This is a genomic window from Candidatus Thiodiazotropha sp. AKAK2 (genome assembly GCF_058244685.1).
Genome location: NZ_JBSYOP010000008.1, coordinates 84,346 through 103,327, shown reverse-complemented (window position 1 = coordinate 103,327; position 18,982 = coordinate 84,346). Strand labels below are relative to the sequence as shown.

Sequence of the window (18,982 nt, the reverse complement as noted above, 5' to 3'; positions counted from 1 at the left end):
CTGTTTTCATGCTCGCCGCCGCAAAATATTTTCACACGAAGTTCTGGCAGACCATCGCCTGGCTGGTGATCCTGTTGGCGGTGGGATTGACCCTTGCGCGATTCCTGTTGCCGGGAGTCGATCTGGAACCCTACCGTCAGGAGATCGAACGGGTACTCGAAAACAAGGCTGAAATGCCACTCCGTATTGGCGCCATACAGGCGCAACTCAAAGGCGCCCATCTGGTACTCAAATTTGCGGATGTCAGTGCACTGGACAAGCAGACCGAAGAACCGCTGCTGTATGCTCCCGAAGTCTACGTCAGAGTCCAGTTGCTGAAGAGCCTGCTGGCCGGTCAGTTGCAGCTGGGCGGTGGCAAAGTGGTCGGCACCAAGCTGAAGATGGAGCGGTTTGCCGACGGTTCGTTCTCACTACAGGGTATGGAAAGAGCCGGGGAATCATCCGATACCGCGGCGGTGTTGGGAATCTTTCTGGAGCAGAACCGGTTACGCATGGTCGATACGGAGATTCTCATCAAGAGCGCACTGCAGGGGCGCCCTCCGCTAAGACTCAGTGGGCTGGAAGTGGATCTGTTGAATAACGGTCTGCGCCATCAGCTCGCACTCTCTGGGCGGATTGGTCATCGGGGAGAGGAGAAGATCGAACTGATTGCAGCTCTTCGTCAGAGATCGGCAGATTCCATGGCGATGAGTGGTGAGTTCTATCTGAAGTGCGAGGATCTGCAGTTAGGTGGCCGTCTTGGGGAGTGGCTGCCGGGTGGATACCAGGTGGAGCAGGGGCGGGCCAACCTGGAGTTATGGGGTGATGTGGCGGATGGGGTGGTACAGACTGTCAGTGGGCAGTCAGAGCTTCATGATCTGCATCTAACCGGTCGACAAAAGGATAAATCATTCTCGTTTCAGAATCTTGTAACCTCGCTTGACTGGTCGAGGATCGAGGCGGGTTGGATGTTGGCGTTGGAGCAGTTCTCGCTGACTCAGAAAGGGCGGGAGTGGCCCGAAGGTGGTCTTGAAGCCACCTGGTGGAAATCGGCTGAGCAGGGTGCCGGATTCGAGCTGCGAGCCGACTATCTCTCCCTCGATACGGCCCACGATCTGATTTCGATTGTCGAGCTGCCGGCCAGGGATCTGCAGAATGCTCTGCTGGGACTGAATCCCCGGGGTGACCTGACGGGGCTCGATTTCTATCTGCAGCAGTTGCCCGGGCAGGAGATGACCTGGCAGCTGCAGGGTGAGGTTGAAAAGTTCATCTCAAATTCCTGGGAGAGTATTCCGGGTACGGCCGGTTTGAAGATGTCATTCGATGGTAACCAGTCGGGCGGCTGGTTGAAGATCGACAGCGACAATCTCACCATCGACTACCCGCAACTGTTTCGCAGGCCGCTGCAGGCTGACCGGGTAAAGGGTGATTTCCTGTGGAATTTTGATCTGCAGAGCGGTTTGCACATGCAGACCGATCATCTTGAGATGAGCAATCCGGATATGGAGACCCTGTCGCGCATCGAGCTGCAGATTCCAATCAGCGGCAAGGATCTGTTCGCCGATATTCAAACCGATTTCTGGGATGCGGACGGCTCTCGTAAAAGTGAATATCTGCCGGTTACCGTGATGCCCGAAGGTTTGGTGGAGTGGCTGGACAAATCGATGGTCAGCGGGCATGTGAAATCGGGCAGCTTCCTGCTCTATGGTCCGGTGAGTGATTTTCCCTTCAAAGCCCACGAAGGTCGGTTCGAGGTCTGGTTCGGGGTTGAGGATCTACTGCTCGACTATATGTCCGAGTGGCCGGTTCTCTCGGAAGCGGTGGCGGAAGTTCACTTCATCAATAACGGTTTGAAAGCCAGGCTTGAGGAGGGGGTGATGCTCAACAGCCGGCTGCGGGATGTCTCTGTTGAGATCGATGAGCTGCGCAATCCAACCCCGGTGAAGATCAAAGGGGAGGCGATGGGACCATTCAAAGACATCATGGCAATCCTGGGTGATACCCCGCTTAAAGAGGATTTTCAGCCATTTGTCGAAGCCGTGTCGGTTGGCGGTAGAACCCGCACGATCGTGGATCTGGAGATTCCACTGGAAGAGGGTCGGGGTGAGTTGTCGGTTGAAGGAGCGATCGATTTTCAGCGCGCGGCACTGCGGGTCAAGCAGGCGGATGTCGACTTGAAGTCGATCACCGGTGAGGTGAAGTTCGACAGCTCCGGTGTCAGCGGGAAAAAGTTGCAGGCGCAGTTTCTCAATGAACCGGTGCAATTCGATATCGCCCCCTATCGGCATCAGGGCAGGGACTGGACCCGCATCAATGCAAACAGCGTTTTGGATCTGGCCAAGCTACATAAGAAGTTTCCTGATTGGTATCTGCAATATTTTAAAGGCCGGGGCAGCGCTGATCTGGAGTTCAGTATTGCCCATCAGCCGAGTCGGGTGCCGGTGAGAATGAGCCTGACATCTGAGCTGGTCGGTGTGGAAGTCGATCTGCCTGCACCCTTGATCAAGGCTCCAGAGGAACCCCGGGAACTCAAGTTGGGAGTGGACTTTCTGAGTGATTCCAGTACTGAACTGAGAGTGAGTTACGCTGACGATACCCATGGTCTGCTACGTCTCTACGATGATCAGGAGAAGCCCTGGGTAGCCGCGATCGGCTTTCAGCGGGAGCCTCTCAGCCTGGATGGCGTTGAAGGATTTCACCTCAGTGGACAGCTCGATCGGCTCAACGCCGACCAATGGATCGCCTGGGTCAATCAGCAGGCCAATCAATCTGACACGCCAATGCCGCGTATTGAAATGAACCTGCGGGTCGATGAACTCACCGCGCTGGGTACCGCCTGTCCCCAGACCCAGTTTACCTATAAGAACTTTGCCAATGGCTACCGGGTCAATCTGACCTCGGACACGGTACAGGGCACCATGCAGGTGCCGAGCGATCTGCAGAATCAGCCGATCCTTGGGCGATTCGATTTCATCAAATTGGATCTTGATGAGTTGGCCTCGGCGATTACCGGTGAGCAGCCGGAGACAGATCCGCAAAACGATTTGGACCCCAGAGATGTGCCGGCAATCAACTTTTCCGTAGACAAGCTTTTTATCAATGATCGGCCGATCGGCAAGGGAAACCTCACCTGGAGCAAGGAAAACAACGGAATCACGATCAACAACCTGACCCTGATCGGACATACCATCGATCTGTCGGGGCAGGGCTATTGGCGTGTCTCACCGAAGGGCCATAACACCGGCCTGAATCTGCAAATGAAGACCCCCAGTCTGGGTGATCTGCAACATCACCTGGGTTTGACCACCGGTATTGAAAAGGCGCCTACCGAAGTCAAAGCTGAGCTCTACTGGCCCACTTCGCCGCTGGAGATGGGGGCTGAGAATCTGTATGGCAGTATCTGGCTGGATGTGGGTAAGGGTGCGGTCGATAATGTGGATCCGGGGGTGGGGCGTCTGATCGGCCTGTTCAGTCTGAACGCACTCGGTAAACGACTGGCTCTCGACTTCTCCGATCTCTTCTCCAAGGGCATGGCGTTTGACAGTATCCAGGGTAACTTTGTGCTGAATGATGGCGATGCCTACACCACGGATCTGGCATTGCGCAGTACCGCCGCGATGGTCGACATACGGGGACGCACAGGGTTGAGCAGCAGAACCTATGATCAGCAGGTTGTGGTGACACCGAATGTGAGCGCCACCCTGCCACTGGTCGGTGCACTGGCGATAAACCCCACAGTGGGTGTGGCGCTGGCGGTAACCCAGCAACTGTTCGGTAAACACTTTGATCGGATCGCCATGCGCACCTATGAGGTGACCGGCAGTTGGGATAAACCCACCTTCAATCAGCTTTCACTGCAGGTCGATGACGAGGAGCGTGATACGCATATGCCGGAAATGCCAGGTGATTAGGCTTCAGAGGTGCCGGTGCTTGCCCAGTGTGTTGGCTTGTCCCGGGTAGCAGTTGGATATTGCATAGTGCTATGCTGCTGGTTCTGGCAGGATTTTCGGTGAGCAAATCTGTCGCCGGGATCCGATGAAATAACAAACGACCGGTCTGGATTATTTGCTTGAATGGTCCGACATTGGCTGAGTTTAAACAGATTAGATTGAATTATGAGTGGTAAGAAAAATCAAGTTGCTGCCATCCAGATGGCGTCAAGTCCCCATGTCAGCGCCAATCTTCTGGAGGCGGAACGGCTGATTGGCGAGGCAAGTGAAAACGGTGCGGGCCTGGTTGTTTTGCCTGAGAATTTTGCCTTCAAGGGGGAGCATGACCGGGATATGCTGACCCTCTGCGAAGAGTCGGAAGATGGACCGTTGCAGGGTTTTCTCAGCCAGATGGCAAAGCGCTATGGTGTCTGGTTGGTAGGGGGGACAATCCCCTTACGCGCCAGTCAGGGCGGTAAAGTCCGGGCTGCCTGTCTGGTGATGGATGACCAGGGTCGTCGGGTCGCTCGCTACGATAAAATCCATCTGTTTGATGTCCATCTGGTTGAAACCGATGAGCGCTATGTGGAGTCCAGCACCATCGAACCCGGTGACCAGCCGGTGGTTTTGGAAACGCCATTTGGCAAGCTGGGAATTGCGGTTTGCTACGATCTGCGTTTTCCTGAGCTGTTTCGCAAACTGCTGGATCAGGGCGCGGAACTGTTTGCCGTACCCTCCTCATTCACCGCGATGACCGGAAAGGCTCACTGGAAAACCCTGGTTAGAGCGCGGGCGATCGAAAATCTTGCGTTTGTGATTGCGGCCGCACAAGGGGGATACCACATCAGTGGTCGTGAGACCCATGGCCACAGTATGATTGTCGATCCCTGGGGAACAGTACTCAGCCAGGTGCCAAGAGGTACCGGCTATGTGAGTGTCGAACTTGATACGGAATACCAGAAGACCATCAGGCGCACCTTTCCGACGATCGATCACAGGCAGCTCTATTAAGCATTGGATCAGTGTTAACAGGCCCCAATAAACTGCGGGTGTCTGTGGCTATTTTATTGCTCAGCTGCGATATCATTCGTTTCTGTAGAGCGACACCTCGCTCACTCCGCCTTGCGGGACAAGAAAGAGTCCCGGCAGGGCTGATTGGAATCTTGTTAACAGGCCTAAAAACAGCCGACTGGCTGGAAACAACATGTCAGATCTGATTCAAATAGCACAACAAAATATTCTCGCCCCGGTGGGGCTTGGTGAAAGTGACCTGGACAGAATGCTGGGTGAATTGACCGGGCAGGGAGTGGATGCCGCGGATCTCTATTTTCAATCCAGCCGGCTTGAATCCTGGGTTTTGGAGGATGGCATCATCAAGGAGGGGGCGCACAATATCGAACAGGGTGCCGGTATTCGGGTGATCAGTGGTGAGAAGACCGGCTTTGCCTACTCGGATGAGCTGCAGTTACCCACCCTGCAGGAGGCGGCCCGAGCCGCTCGCGCGATAACCCGAAGTGGTGGCAGTCAGCGTGTGCAGATCGCCGGAACCCCGATCGCCAAACAGCTCTATGCGCCACTGAATCCGCTACCCAGCCTGAACGAAGCAGAGAAGGTCGAGCTGCTGCAGGCTTTGGATCGGGAGGCGCGCAAACAGGATCCAAGAGTCAAGCAGGTGATCGTCAGTCTGGTCGCGGCGCAGGACATCATCCTGGTGGCAGCCATTGACGGTACCCTGAGTGCGGATGTCAGGCCGCTGGTCCGCATGAATGTACATGTCATCGCTGAGCACAATGGACGTCGGGAGCAAGGTAGTAGTGGTGGAGGTGCGCGGGAGAGTCTTGGTTATTTCATCCAGGAGTCCCGTGGTCTCGAATATGCCAGAGAGGCGGTGCGGCAGGCGTTAGTCAACCTCGATGCGGTCGATGCACCCGCGGGAACCATGCCGGTTGTACTGGGCCCGGGCTGGCCTGGTGTACTGCTGCATGAAGCGGTCGGTCATGGCCTGGAGGGGGATTTCAACCGCAAAGGCACCTCAGCCTTCAGTGGGCGTATCGGTGAGCAGGTCGCTTCCAGTTGCTGCACCGTTGTCGATGACGGCACGTTGCCCGGGCGTCGGGGTTCCCTGAATATCGATGATGAAGGCACACCGAGTCAGAATACCGTGTTGATCGAAAACGGCATTCTGAAGGGCTATATGCAGGATAAGCACAATGCCCGACTGATGAATACCGCCTCAACCGGCAATGGGCGACGTGAGTCCTATGCTCATCTGCCGATGCCACGCATGACCAATACCTACATGCTGGCAGGCGAACACAATCCTGAGGAGATCATCGCTTCTGTGGAACGGGGCTTGTATGCGGTTAATTTTGGTGGTGGCCAGGTGGACATCACCTCTGGAAAGTTTGTCTTCTCCGCCAGTGAGGCCTACCTGATCGAGAACGGCAAGGTGACACGTCCGGTGAAGGGGGCGACCCTGATCGGCAACGGTCCGGAAGCGATGAGTCGGATCAGCATGGTCGGGGATGACCTGAAGCTGGACAAGGGGGTCGGGGTATGCGGTAAAGAGGGGCAGAGCGTACCCGTGGGTGTCGGTCAGCCGACTTTGAAGTTAGATGAGTTGACCGTCGGAGGAACCGAGCAGTGAGCGATATGAAATCCAGGCAGCTTGATCTACAACAGTCGGTGGAAGAGCTGCTGCAAGAGGCTACGCGACAGGGCGCCAGTGCCGCTGAAGCCGCAGTCAGCAGTGATGCGGGCCTTTCGGTAACGGTTCGTCTCGGCGAGACAGAGACCATCGAACACACCCGGGACAACGGTTTGGGCGTGACTGTCTATTTTGGTCATCGCAAAGGTTCTGCCAGTACATCGGATCTGTCACCTCAGGCGATCAAGGAGACGGTGGAGGCAGCCTGCAACTTTGCCCGCTATACCTCGGAAGATGATTGTGCCGGCTTGGCTGACTCGTCATTGATGGCTACCGAGTTGCCCGATCTCGATCTCTATCATCGCTGGGATCAGAGTGTGGAGGAGGCGATCGAGCTGGCGATTCGCTGTGAGACAGCGGCCCGGGAGACCGATGCTCGGATCTTCAATTCGGAGGGAGCCACTCTGAACTCGCACAATGGACTGCAGGTCTACGGCAACACCCATGGATTCATTGGCGGTTATCCCTCCTCACGCCACAGCCTGAGTTGTGCGGTACTGGGCAAGCAGGGGGAGAGTATGCAGAGGGATTACTGGTATACCCTGGCGCGCAAGGGTGGGCAGTTGGAGAGTGCTGAGTCAGTGGGTGAGATGGCCGCCAAAAGAACCGTGGCCCGCCTCAATGGCCGCCGGATCAAGACCCAACAGGCGCCCGTGCTGTTCCAGGCCGACGTGGCGGTGGGTCTGCTGCGCAGTTTTGTCGGTGCGATCCGCGGCTCTTCCCTCTACCGCAAGGCCAGCTTTCTGCTCGACCAATTGGAAAAACCGGTGTTTCCCGCCTTCATCAATATTCATGAAGATCCACTGTTGCCTGGAGGGCTGGCCAGTTCAGCCTACGACAGTGAAGGTGTGGCGACCAGTCGCAAGGATTTCATCCGGGACGGGGTGCTATCCAGTTATGTACTGGACAGCTATGCCGCTCGAAAGCTCGGTATGCAGACCACCGGTAACGGGGGTGGGGTGAGAAACCTGCGCATCAGCAGCGGTGATCAGGACAGAGAGGGGCTGCTGAAGAGCATGCAACGAGGACTGCTGGTGACTGAACTGATGGGGCAGGGAGTCAACATGGTTACCGGTGACTACTCCCGCGGTGTTACCGGTTTCTGGATTGAAAACGGTGAGATCCAGTTTCCGGTGGAGGAGATCACCATCGCCGGCAATATGAAAGAGATGTTCCTCGGCCTGCAGGAAGTGGGCAGTGATATCGAGACCCGCAGCAGCGTACAGACCGGCTCCTGGCTCATCGACAACATGATGATCGCAGGCGAGTAGATATTCGCAGACTGAATTCCTGAGTAAAGACGCTAGCGATTGGCTTGTTGGCGACTCCGGGCCATGGTGTCAGCAACCTTCACCGCATAGACCAGGCTGCCCAGGTCTGCCTGGTCGGTACCTGCCAGAGGCAGGGCAGTACCGTGATCCACCGAGGTTCGGACAATCGGCAGTCCAAGGGTGATATTCACAGCCTGGCCAAACCCCAAGTGTTTGAGAACCGGCAGACCCTGATCGTGAAACATTGCCAGCACCGCATCGGCCTGTTGCAGATGGACCGGAGTGAACAGGGTATCGGCGGGCATCGGGCCGATCAGCTGCATACCCTGGCTGTTGAGTTCTGCCAGAACCGGCTCGATGATCTCGATCTCTTCGCGGCCCAGATGGCCCTGCTCACCGGCATGCGGATTGAGACCGCAGACCATGATACGGGGCTGTTTCAAACCGAAGCAGCTCTGTAGATCGTTATGCAGGATCGTGGCGACCTTGCGCAAGCGATCCTTGGTGATCGCATCACTGACCTCCCGCAAGGGGAGATGAGTAGTTGCCAGGGCCACGCGGAGTTCCGGTGTTGCCAGCATCATCACCGGATGGGCATTGTCACACAGGCCTGAGAGATATTCGGTATGGCCGGTAAACGATAGGCCGGCATCGTTGATCACGCCTTTGTGAACCGGTCCGGTCACCATGCCGTTGAAGCGGCCTTCAAGACAGCCTTCGGTAGCCAGTTTCAGGGTCTCGACCACGTAGGGTGCATTCGCCGGATTGAGTTTGCCGCAGCTGACTTCGTTGTCTAAGGCCACCGGCAGATAGCGTAGATGGCCTGGCGGCAACGGGGTGGGCGGCCGACTGGCATCAAAGGGGTGCATTTCCAGCGGAATGCCCAGACGTTCAGCTCTTTGCTGCAAAAGCACTGGATCCGCAACAACAACGATTTCAGTTTCCGGGTAGGGCCGCTGGGCCAGCATTACGCAGATATCAGGGCCGATCCCGGCTGGTTCTCCCGGGGTAAGTGCAAGACGTGTTCTCAAGGGGGACTCAACTCTTCCAATAGTACTTCAACATAAGCTTCGTCACGCAGGCGACGCAGCCACAACTCTATCGCTTCTTCCGATTTCTGTTTCTGAATTTCCTGCCGTGCCTTGTTCTTCAGCACCTCTTCGGTGCTGTCGTGCTGACGGCGTTCCAGAGGCTGTACGATATGCCAACCAAACTGGGTTTTAAAGGGCTGGCTGATCTCATCGATCGCCATCGCATTCATCTGTTCCTCGAACTGGGGCACCAGATCTCCCGGGCTGGTCCAGCCCAGGTCGCCGCCCTTGATGGCGGAAGCCTTGTCGTCAGAGTGTGATCTGGCGAGGGTCTCAAAGCCATCCCCATCGATGATGCGTGCCCGCAGGGTTTCCAAGCGCTGGCGAGCTTCGTCATCGGAGACGATCTCATTGGTGTTGATCAGAATATGACGGGCATGTGTCTGGTTGATGATCATTTTCTGGCCACCTTTCACTTCGGCCAGTTTGACGATATGGAAGCCAGAGGCATTGCGGATTGGGGTACTGATAGTGTCCGCCTCCATCTCATCGACCACACTGGTGAACAGGCTGGGTATCCTTGAGGTCTCAACCCAGCCCAGGTCCCCCCCCTCCAGGGCCTGGCGACCATCCGAGTGGCGTATCGCCAGTTCACTGAAATCACCACCCTCAAGCAGTTGCTGATGGATATCGGCTGCCTGTTTTTTTGCTGCCTGTACATCCTGGGGGGAGGCCCCTTCCGGTGTTGCGATCAGTATGTGCAACAGCCGTACGGCGGTTCTCTGGCGGCTTGAGCCCATCTCCCGGGCAAGAAAATTCTTGATATCCTGTTCGGTGATGACGATCCGGTTGATCACCTCTTTCTGTTTCAGGCGGTTTATCAGGATATCTTCCCGCAACTGTTCCCGGAACAGGGGGAAACTGATGCCGTTCATTTCCAGAGTTTCGCGAAGTTGCAGCAGGGTGATGTTGTTGGTTTCGGCAATATTGGCGATTGCCTTGGTGACGGTGGCGTCATCCACACTCAATCCCAGTTGGCTGGCAGCCTGCAGTTGCAATCGTTTGGCGATCATGCGTTCCAGGATCTGCTCCTGGATGATCTTCATCGGCGGCAGGTTGTTCCGCTTTTGCGACATCTGGGCCAGCATTTCCCGGGTTTTATTGTCGAGTTCGCTTTTCGCAATGATGTCGTCGTTGACAATCGCCACGATGTAATCGAGCTCTTTCACCGCCGCCGATGAAATGGTGCTGGAGAACAGCAGGCCGAGCAGCAGAAGCATTGAGATGGATGAGGATCGCTCAGACATGACTATCGCTCAGGCTGGTAACCATAGATGGACTCCTCCAGTTCCCGGTCAGCCTGCTGACCCAGTGAACCGAGACCCCGCAACTCAAGTTGCAGCATAAATCGCGACTCCTCTTCTTCATCTTTATCCTCATTGGCCACATAGCGCTGGTAAAAGGTTCTGAGTTTCCAGCAGCAGCGGCCACCATACTCGAAACCTACTATTCTATTCATATTCCTATCATAAAGGTATGAGTGCTTCCATTTTCCGAACACACTGAGTTGCTGGCCAAAGGGCCAGTAGACCGAAACATCCAGATCCTCGATCGAATTCCGCTTGAAATTGTAATCGACATTGAACAGCTGATGGGCTGCCGTACGGTAGCGCAGGGTGAAGCGGCCCTTGTCGATATTATCCTCTTCCAGGTGCGGGTTTCTGCGCAGGCTCAGGCTGGTCTGCCAGGCTGAACCGAAGCGGGCTGCCAATTCTGCCACAATCGCTGACGATGGGTCTTCCTCTGTTGAACCGGTCAGCTGAACCTCCCGGTCTTCGGCATAGTAGATCTGACCGATACTGGCGCGTAATCGTTCCAGACCGTTATCGGCCTGGAACCAGCGGGTGGTCAGACCGAAGGCGAGCTGGTTGGCATCACCGAACCGGTCACTGCCGGTAAACCGGTTCTGTTTGAACAGATTGGAGAATTTCAGGTCCAAGTCGGCGGTGTCGAAATCCGGGATGTCCGATTGATCATCATGTTCGGCATACAGATAGTAGAGCCTGGGTTCCAACGTCTGGTAGGCATTGCGGCCGAACCAGGAGGTCTCGCGTTCGAACACCAGCCCGCTGTCGAGACTGAAGGCCGGTACAAAATAGTCCGGTTTGCTCTCTTCAGCGGGATCGTCAAGCTGCAGATCGTACGCAGCGTAGTTGAGGCTCAGGTTGGGTGTCAGATGGCCCCAGCTGCGGCGCATGGGCAGACTGATGCTGGGGCGTAGAATCAGTCGTTCACCGTTGGTCAGCGTGTCGTGTTTGAAGTGGGTGTATTCGCCGCGAAAACCAAGATTGATACCAAATGGGTTGTCATAGCTGCGGTAGCTGGTATGCAGTTGTGGCAGTCGGCGATAGGGGCGGCTGCTCTGACTCAGGGTCTCATCGATGGTCTGAAAACTCTGCACTCTGCCGAGCAAATGCCAGTTGCCGAGGCGATAACGGATCTCGCCTACCCGTTCCAGGTTACGGGTACTGGTGATCGCCAGGCCGGTGCCGAAGTCATCCAGATAGTCACTGTCACTCACCGCATCGGTTTCGATGCGGGTGGTCATGCCCTTGATCGGTCGACTGATATGATAGAAGCGTAAAGCGCGTCGCTCTTCTCCGTGGTCCGGACTCTCAAGCTGGTCGTTGGGTAGATACTCACCACTGATCTCTGCCTGTTGTCGGCGACCAAGATAGCGAAACTCGGCCCCCATCATGAGTCCCCGTTTACTCATCCAGCGAGGGGTCAGGGTGGCATCGTAGTTGGGTGCCAGATTGAAATAGTATGGGGTGGAGAGCTCTGTGCCCCGTCGGTTGGAAGAGCCTGCCGAGGGGATCAGAAAACCGGTTTTTCTGCGATCATCCACAGGAAAGGTGAAATAGGGCAGGTAGAGTATCGGCACACGGCCGAGCCTTAGCCGGGCATGTGTGGCGCTGCCCCAGCCTTCCGCCATATCGATCTCCAGGTCTGCAGCGGCGAGACTCCAGTCGTTATTACCGGGGGGGCAGGTGGTGTAGGTGACACCCTGATAGTTTGACTGCTGCTTATTGAGCAGTTCGACTTTGCTTGCCGCGCCCCGGGCATTGGCGGCGGTCAGACGAAACTCCACCTGATCAAGCCAGCCACGCTGGTTGTCCAGTTCCAGATAACCCTGGTCGGCGCTGAAGCGGAGTCCTGGCTGATGGACGAAAAGATGACCGAACAGCTCTGCAGCTCGACGTGTTTCGAAATAGGTTAATCGGTCAGCTTCCGCATAGCCATCGAGCCGCCAGAGTTTTACCGCGCCACTCAATTCTGTCTGCGCCGAATTTTGATCGTGGCTGATCTGGTCGGCACTCAGTTGTATCGGCTGTTGTGGGACGGGCCTTTGCGGTATTGCGTCGTCATGTTGAAGTATTTGGCTTGAGCAGCCAGTCCAATTGATCCCCTGGTCCAGTCTGGAGAGGTCCGCGGTGTTGACAACACAAGGCCAGAGCAGTGACAGGCTGAACCAGCAGGCCATCTTAACGGCTTTGCCTGGCCCTCTCTCTGTTTTGCAATCGTATCTGCCGGTGGACATTATTGAGGAGATGTCTGCCTGATGCAGCAGCAGACTGGGGAACCTTTGTTGGTGCGGTGTTTCATACTGTTTGACGATTCTGACGTGGCCTGTTGCACTCTGCTCTTGGTTTGCACTGAGGGGTAAATAGGGTAACCGTCACTACTCGCAAGTGCTATTTAACCTGATCAAGTGGATTCAGGTGAAAGCCTGCCGGTGACTGCAAATCTGATTATTTGCGATAACCGTGCCGTACAACGGGTTCGCTATTGATAAATCATCACGCAGGCCGGGATAAATTCGCATAGAATCTGCCGGACATCAAATTCTTCGCATCATGAGGATTGAGCTTGACCACTGTTACCCGCCGTTTTCTGCTGAGCTTGGCGATTCTGATTGTCACCGTATTGACCGTGCTGCTTCTGATTGCCACCCGGCCAGAGGCCAATATGGAGATCAAAGAGCCTGTGGTTACCCGGGTGGAAGTGACCCGTGTGGTGCAGCGTGATGTGCTGCCGGAAGTCTCCTATACCGGGGTGCTGCGTCCCCATCAGACCGCGTCATTGAGATTTGAGGTGTCCGGCGAATTGCTACAGCGTCATGTGGAGCCTGGGCAGAGAGTCGAGGCGGAGAGTCTGTTACTGCAGTTGGAGGATGCGGACTACCAGGATGCCTTGACTGAAGCCGCCTCACAGCTGAGTGAGACCCAGGCCACCTTGCAGCGTGATCAGAAGCTACTCGGACTGGCCAGGGAGAACCGACGTCTGGCTGAACGAGAATATGAGCGATTGGAAAAACTCGGCAAGGGCTCACTGGCATCGGTTTCAACCCTTGAGAGCTCCCGTCAGCAACTGATCAATCTACAGGCTGAAGAGGCGCGTCTGGCATTCAGCCTGCAGAGTAACAGAGCACGCATTGAACGACAGCGTGCAGCACACAGTCGTTCACAGCGGAATCTTGATCGCACCCGGCTACTGGCCCCCTTCAGTGGTCGGGTAAACCGGGTGATGGCGGAGGCCGGAGACTATGTGAGCGCCAATACCCTGGTGCTGGAGCTGATCGATACTCGTAATCTGGAGCTTCGGGTCGCAGTCAATGGTGACGTGGTGGCGGCGCTGGAATTGGGACAACAATTGGCTGTTGAGATCGATGAGCAACAGGTAAGTGGAAAGCTGATCGCCCTGCAATATGATCCGGACAGTCAGACCCATACCCATCCATTACGCATTCAGGTTGAAAACAGGGGCCTGATTCCGGGGCAGCTGGGGCAGGTCAAACTGCCATTGAAAGAGAGAAAAGCGGCCTTGGTTGTACCCGCTTCAGCACTGCTGCGCGAAGAGGGTAAGCACTATGTGTTTCTGATCAGGGACAATCAACTGGTCCGTCAGGAGATTATCCCCGGATTGCGCTATGGGGAGCTGCAGATCGTGCAGCATGGCCTGCAGCCGAATCAGCAACTGGTGGCACGGGATGTGGACGTGTTGAGTGAGGGTAATGAGGTGCAGATAGAGGATCTCAAGCCGGATGATTGATTTCTCCATTCGTAATCCGCTGATCGTCAACCTGTTGCTGGTCATCATCCTGATGGCCGGGCTGGTCTCCTGGTACGCCATGCCTCAGGAGATGTTTCCTGTGGTGGAGCAGGACAAGGTCAGTATCAAGACCCTCTTCGAGGGGGCATCACCTGAAGAGGTCGAGCGACAGATTACCCTGCCGATCGAACAGGAGCTGGATGGCCTGGCCGATATCGATGTGATCAGCTCCACCAGCAATGAGAGTCTGTCCAACATTCTGATCGAGTTGAAAAGCGGTTCTGATGTGGACAACTTCATGCGCAAAGTGCGTACCGCACTCGACCAGGTGGATGATCTGCCTTCAGAGGCGGAAGAGCCGGAACTGGCCAGGCTTGAAACCCGCTTTCCGGTCATCTCTGTCAGTCTCTATGGTGAGATATCCCGAGGTGAACTCTATCTGCTGGCCGAGCAGATCAAGGATGAGTTGATACAGATACCCGGCACGGCTTCGGTCGGAGTGGCCGGTGACCGGGAGTGGGAGATCTGGGTAGTGGTCGATCCTCAGGTGCTGGCTGCCCGGGGTGTCTCCCTGAATCTGATCTCCAAGGCGCTGCGCAACAATCTGCGCGATCTTCCCGGCGGCACCTTGAAGTCCAGCGGTGGGGATATCCGCTTGCGAGGTATGGGAGTGCCTCCCGATCCGCAACGGATGGCTGCGATTGTTTTGCGTAGCAACGAAATGGGTGGGCAGCTGCGATTAGGAGATCTTGCTCAGGTTCAGCTGCGTCATGAGGAGGCGCAGACCCTGGGGCGCTTCAATGGCAAAGCCTCTGTTAATCTGACCCTCAACAAAACCAGTCAGGCCAGTACCATCGAAGTGGCCAAACTGGTTCGGGCCTATGTGGCTGAGCGCCAGCAATCTCTGCCGGCCGGTGTGAGGCTGGGGCTGTTCAGTGATCTTTCTGTTTACGTCAAAAACCGTCTTGAGACGGTGAAATCATCCGGCATCGTTGGTCTGGCGCTGGTCTTGCTGGCGCTCTATCTGATGCTCAACTTCCGTGTGGCGTTTATCACCGCACTGGGTATTCCGGTCTCTTTTCTGGTGGCTGTCATCGCCCTCTATATGTTGGGTTACAGCATCAACATGGTCTCCCTGTTCGCCTTTCTGATTGCACTGGGATTGATCGTGGATGATGCGATCATCGTCAGTGAGAATGTCTATCGCCATCTGGAGTCGGGTGAATCGCCCACCTATGCGGCAACCCAGGGAACCCGTGAGGTCTACTGGCCAGTGGTTGCCTCCACCTCGACAACCATTGCCGCATTCATGCCGATGTTCGCGATCGGTGGAACCATGGGAGCCTTTATATCGGTGATCCCGGTGGTGGTCACTTCATCACTGATGGGATCACTGCTGGAGGCGTTCGGGGTTCTGCCATCCCATGCGAAAGAGTTCTTACGCAAAGCGAAAACCCGTAAACAAGGCAGGATCGATTGGTCGGCACTTAACCGGCGCTATACCCAGCTGTTGCGCAAGTGTCTCGACTACCGCTATCCGGTTGCCATGTTGAGTGTGGGTGTGTTGGCGATTGCCGTTACCTTTGCGGCCACCAGGGTGCCGTTTCTGCTGTTCGGCCATGTGGATGTAGGGCAGTTCTTCGTCAACATCGAGGCGCCGAGCACCTACAGTATCGATGAGGCATCACGACTGGCTGATAAGCTGGAAGAGACGTTGATGCAGACCATTGGTGATGATGAACTGGAGACCCTGCTGACCAATGTGGGTGTGATGTTCATTGATTTTCATCGAGTGCGCATGGGGAGTCGCTACATTCAGCTGATTGTGGATCTGAAAAAGCAGAAGCCTAAGGGTTTCATCGAACGCTGGATCTCGCCGGTAGTCAGTCTGAAGTTCACCAGGGAGGGGAGCCGGGATCGCAGCTCTGCCGAGGTGATCGATGCGGTGCGTCAGGCACTGCAACAGGTCCCGGGTATACAGCGGATGTCGATACTGCGTGCCCAGGGTGGGCCGGCAGGTGCCGATTTGGAGGTTGGTGTTCTGGGTGAGTCTGTTACTCAGATCAGTCGCAGTGCAGAATCGATTCGCAGTTTTGTCGAGCGGCTACCGGGTATTTCGGATGCCCGCCAGGATATGGACCCGGGCAAGCTTGAGTATCGCTATGAACTGAACGAGCGGGGGCGCCGCTTGGGGCTGACTCAAACCCAATTGGCGGACGCGGTGCGAACCGGTTTTCTCGGACTCAAGCTCTCCTATGTGAGCTGGCAAGATAAGCGCATACCGGTACGTCTGATCTATGATGACGAGTTGCGTCATGATGCGGGTGCTTTGTCACGTCTGCCGTTCACCCTGGACGATGGGCGCACGGTCTATCTTGGCGATGTGGCGGACATTCAGGAAGCCCGGGGTTTCAATACCATCAATCGGCGCAACCTGAGTCGATTGGCGACCGTGACCGCTGAAGTGGATGCCAAGATCACCACGCCGAATCAGGTGATCGAGCAGATCAAGAGCGAGTTCTCCAGTCTGCCAGAGGAGCAACGCATCATCTTTCTCGGCGAGAAGAAAAAGGCCCAGGAGTCGATGGCAGGGATGAAGCGGGCCGGGATTATCGCCCTGGCGGTGATCTTTTTTATTCTGGCCGCACTGTTCAAGTCACTGCTCGACCCATTGGTGGTGATGTTTGCCATACCCTTCGGTGCAATTGGAGTCATCTTCGGTCACTGGTTGTTCGACTTCAATCTGCAGTTTTTATCCTTGATCGGTTTTCTTGCGTTGACCGGTATTGTTGTTAATGATTCATTGATTCTGATCGATTTCGCCAAACGCCTCAGACGTGAAGGTTGGGAAAGAAAAGAGGCGATGGTGGAGGCGGGAAGGGTTCGTATAAGACCCATACTGCTGACTACCGCAACCACCTTCCTGGGAATCTCGCCACTGATCTTTTTTGCAACCGGTCAGACCGCGTTTCTCTCGCCGATGGCGGTCAGCCTGGGATTCGGTCTGGTTTTTGCGACCCTGCTGATCCTGCTGGCGCTTCCCTGTTTCTATCTGATCGCTGATGATCTGCGCAACCGGGTTTCAAAACGGCAGAAGAGTGAAACAAGTCAGGATTATGTTGCTGAGAACCCTTAACCCATAAGAGTCTTCGTATTCTATGCGCCCTTTGAGGTGTACTGGAGCGGCAGAGTGAACCGGGAAATGAGTTGTTGCTCCCATAGTTGGTTTCTCAAGCCAGGGATTCTAGGGTCTGTTAACACTAATCCAATATGCCCTTCAGGCCTAACAGGGCCTATAGGGTTAGTGTTAACAGGCCCTAAGTTCAAGGATGACTGATTTATTTACCACGAAGAGCACGAAGCACACGAAGAGATGAGAGAAAAGTACTTCGTGCTCTTCGTGTCCTTCGTGGTGCAAAAGACCGGCGGACTTAACCTGGTAATGAATAGGCGGCTCGTGCAGTTGACTCATCATGTCGGATGATCAGAATTCAAGGATAATTTGATTTTTTACCACGAAGGTCACGAAAGATGGAATTTGATGAACTCTCGAATCGAGTGACTGGATGTGCACTTGAGGTCCATCGTGAACTTGCTCCTGGCCTATCCAGCACTCAGCAACCATTTGTGTACATTTGCGGAGTGAATTGTCTCTTGGTTATACAAGAGCAGGTGACGAGCCTTTACCGATTCTGTACATTCCTCCGCATCAGATTTATCAGGTAGCAGCATTTGGAGTCTTCATGCCACAACGTATCGCGCAGCTCAAAAATTGGCTGAACACACTTCCGGAGATCGGCGACTACTCCTTTGAGCCGGCTTCCGGTGATGCCAGCTTTCGACGCTATTTTCGCATCGGTGTGAGTAATGGCAGTTATATCGCAATGGATGCGCCAACTGACAAAGAGGATACAAAGCCTTTCATTCAAATTGCGAATGAATTTGAACGTATCGGATTGAATGTGCCTCATATTCATGCCATGAACCTGGAGCAAGGTTTTCTGTTGCTTGAGGATCTGGGAGATGTGCTCTATCTGGATCGTTTGAATCCCCAGACAGTGGATCATCTCTATGGTGATGCACTGGCGGCACTGGTGACCCTGCAGGCCAATGGTCCGCGACGCGGGTTGCCCCAATATGACCGGAATCTGCTGATCAATGAGATGGCGCTGTTTCGTGACTGGTTGTTGGAAGCTCATCTGAAACTACAGTTGAGTCAAGATGAGCGGCAGTTACTGGATGAGCTGTTTCAGCTATTGGCTGAAAATGCACTGCAACAGCCCCAGGTCTGTGTGCACCGGGATTACCACTCACGCAATCTGATGGTCGTTGATTCCCACAACCCCGGTGTTATCGACTTCCAGGATGCGGTGATCGGTCCGGTCACCTACGATCTGGTCTCGATGCTGAAGGATTGTTATATCGAATGGCCAACCGAACAGGTGGAGGCCTGGGCAATGGGCTACTTTGAGTTGGCCTGCCAATCCGGTGTGCTTGCCGAGCAGGATGAGTCGAGCTTTCTGAGCTGGTTTGATCTGATGGGGGTGCAGCGACATTTAAAGGCCAGCGGTATATTCGCCAGGCTGAACAAGCGCGATGGCAAACCCGGCTATCTGCAGGATATCCCTCGGACACTGGGTTATATCCTCGGGGTGGCGGATCGCTACCAGGCAACTCAAGATCTGGGTGAGTTTCTGCGTCATCGGGTCATGCCTGGCGTATAAGCGCATGATATGGGCCGCCAGGCTTGCCAGATTAGTTGTATTTATAAGGTTGTGTCTGTTTTTTACGTCGGCAACCATTCCATTAACTTATTCTTAATATTTTCCGCTCCAGATACCCTAGCTTAATCAGGTAATTCATAGGGATTATTCATAAAGTAAATTCTCAAATAGAGATATCTTGCTGTTATTTAGAGTATTTTTGTTGGTAGTGTATTTCTAATGTTGTGAT

10 protein-coding genes are annotated in these 18,982 nt (G+C 55.0%); 7 read left to right on the top strand and 3 right to left on the bottom strand.

What is annotated here, in order from left to right; all coding sequences use genetic code 11:
* Positions 1–8 precede the first annotated feature (8 nt).
* From AC4IE8_RS02615 to pmbA, 4 genes are all read left to right on the top strand, one after another.
* Positions 9–3,890, top strand: coding sequence for a YhdP family protein (locus AC4IE8_RS02615; protein ID WP_490790245.1), 3,882 nt, complete (start codon positions 9–11; stop codon positions 3,888–3,890).
* Between the two features lie 204 nt (positions 3,891–4,094).
* Positions 4,095–4,919, top strand: a complete 825-nt coding sequence (locus tag AC4IE8_RS02610) for a carbon-nitrogen hydrolase family protein (RefSeq protein WP_490790244.1) — start codon at positions 4,095–4,097, stop codon at positions 4,917–4,919.
* Positions 4,920–5,112: 193 nt separating this feature from the next.
* Positions 5,113–6,555 carry a metalloprotease TldD gene (tldD, locus tag AC4IE8_RS02605; protein WP_068989519.1) on the top strand — a complete coding sequence of 481 codons (1,443 nt, stop codon included), beginning with the start codon at positions 5,113–5,115 and terminating at the stop codon, positions 6,553–6,555.
* A 5-nt stretch (positions 6,556–6,560) separates the two neighbouring features.
* On the top strand, positions 6,561–7,886 hold the full coding sequence (pmbA, locus tag AC4IE8_RS02600) for a metalloprotease PmbA (RefSeq protein WP_490790268.1): 1,326 nt from the start codon (positions 6,561–6,563) through the stop codon (positions 7,884–7,886).
* Positions 7,887–7,918: 32 nt separating this feature from the next.
* On the opposite strand, the gene pdxA is transcribed toward pmbA, so the two are convergent.
* The 3 genes from pdxA to AC4IE8_RS02585 are packed head-to-tail and all read right to left on the bottom strand — an operon-like array spanning position 7,919 to position 12,518.
* Positions 7,919–8,917: a 4-hydroxythreonine-4-phosphate dehydrogenase PdxA gene (pdxA, locus tag AC4IE8_RS02595; RefSeq protein ID WP_071891775.1), complete on the bottom strand. Its 999-nt coding sequence runs from the start codon at positions 8,915–8,917 to the stop codon at positions 7,919–7,921.
* On the bottom strand, positions 8,914–10,224 hold the full coding sequence (locus AC4IE8_RS02590; protein ID WP_490790243.1) for a peptidylprolyl isomerase: 1,311 nt from the start codon (positions 10,222–10,224) through the stop codon (positions 8,914–8,916). The genes pdxA and AC4IE8_RS02590 overlap by 4 nt, the downstream gene beginning before the upstream one ends.
* 2 nt (positions 10,225–10,226) lie before the next feature.
* On the bottom strand, positions 10,227–12,518 hold the full coding sequence (locus AC4IE8_RS02585; RefSeq protein ID WP_083225998.1) for an LPS assembly protein LptD: 2,292 nt from the start codon (positions 12,516–12,518) through the stop codon (positions 10,227–10,229).
* A 329-nt stretch (positions 12,519–12,847) separates the two neighbouring features.
* Between AC4IE8_RS02585 and AC4IE8_RS02580 the strand changes: the two genes are divergently transcribed.
* The 3 genes from AC4IE8_RS02580 (at position 12,848) to AC4IE8_RS02570 (ending at position 18,753) form a co-directional block, all read left to right on the top strand.
* Positions 12,848–14,029 (top strand): efflux RND transporter periplasmic adaptor subunit, encoded by a 1,182-nt coding sequence (locus AC4IE8_RS02580; protein WP_490790242.1) that lies wholly within the window; start codon positions 12,848–12,850, stop codon positions 14,027–14,029.
* On the top strand, positions 14,022–17,165 hold the full coding sequence (locus tag AC4IE8_RS02575) for an efflux RND transporter permease subunit (RefSeq protein ID WP_490790241.1): 3,144 nt from the start codon (positions 14,022–14,024) through the stop codon (positions 17,163–17,165). Before AC4IE8_RS02580 ends, AC4IE8_RS02575 begins: the two co-directional genes overlap by 8 nt.
* A 607-nt stretch (positions 17,166–17,772) precedes the next feature.
* Complete coding sequence (locus AC4IE8_RS02570; RefSeq protein ID WP_490790240.1) at positions 17,773–18,753, top strand: aminoglycoside phosphotransferase family protein; 981 nt, start codon at positions 17,773–17,775, stop codon at positions 18,751–18,753.
* The last annotated feature ends 229 nt before the right edge of the window (positions 18,754–18,982 follow it).

Excerpts from the sequence above, each read along its gene's own strand:
- AC4IE8_RS02615 (WP_490790245.1), top strand. The coding sequence starts at position 9 with ATGCTCGCCGCCGCAAAATATTTTCACACGAAGTTCTGGCAGACCATC.
- AC4IE8_RS02610 (WP_490790244.1), top strand. The coding sequence starts at position 4,095 with ATGAGTGGTAAGAAAAATCAAGTTGCTGCCATCCAGATGGCGTCAAGT.
- tldD (WP_068989519.1), top strand. The coding sequence starts at position 5,113 with ATGTCAGATCTGATTCAAATAGCACAACAAAATATTCTCGCCCCGGTG.
- pmbA (WP_490790268.1), top strand. The coding sequence starts at position 6,561 with ATGAAATCCAGGCAGCTTGATCTACAACAGTCGGTGGAAGAGCTGCTG.
- AC4IE8_RS02590 (WP_490790243.1), bottom strand. The coding sequence starts at position 10,224 with ATGTCTGAGCGATCCTCATCCATCTCAATGCTTCTGCTGCTCGGCCTG.
- AC4IE8_RS02585 (WP_083225998.1), bottom strand. The coding sequence starts at position 12,518 with ATGTCCACCGGCAGATACGATTGCAAAACAGAGAGAGGGCCAGGCAAA.
- AC4IE8_RS02575 (WP_490790241.1), top strand. The coding sequence starts at position 14,022 with ATGATTGATTTCTCCATTCGTAATCCGCTGATCGTCAACCTGTTGCTG.
- AC4IE8_RS02570 (WP_490790240.1), top strand. The coding sequence starts at position 17,773 with ATGCCACAACGTATCGCGCAGCTCAAAAATTGGCTGAACACACTTCCG.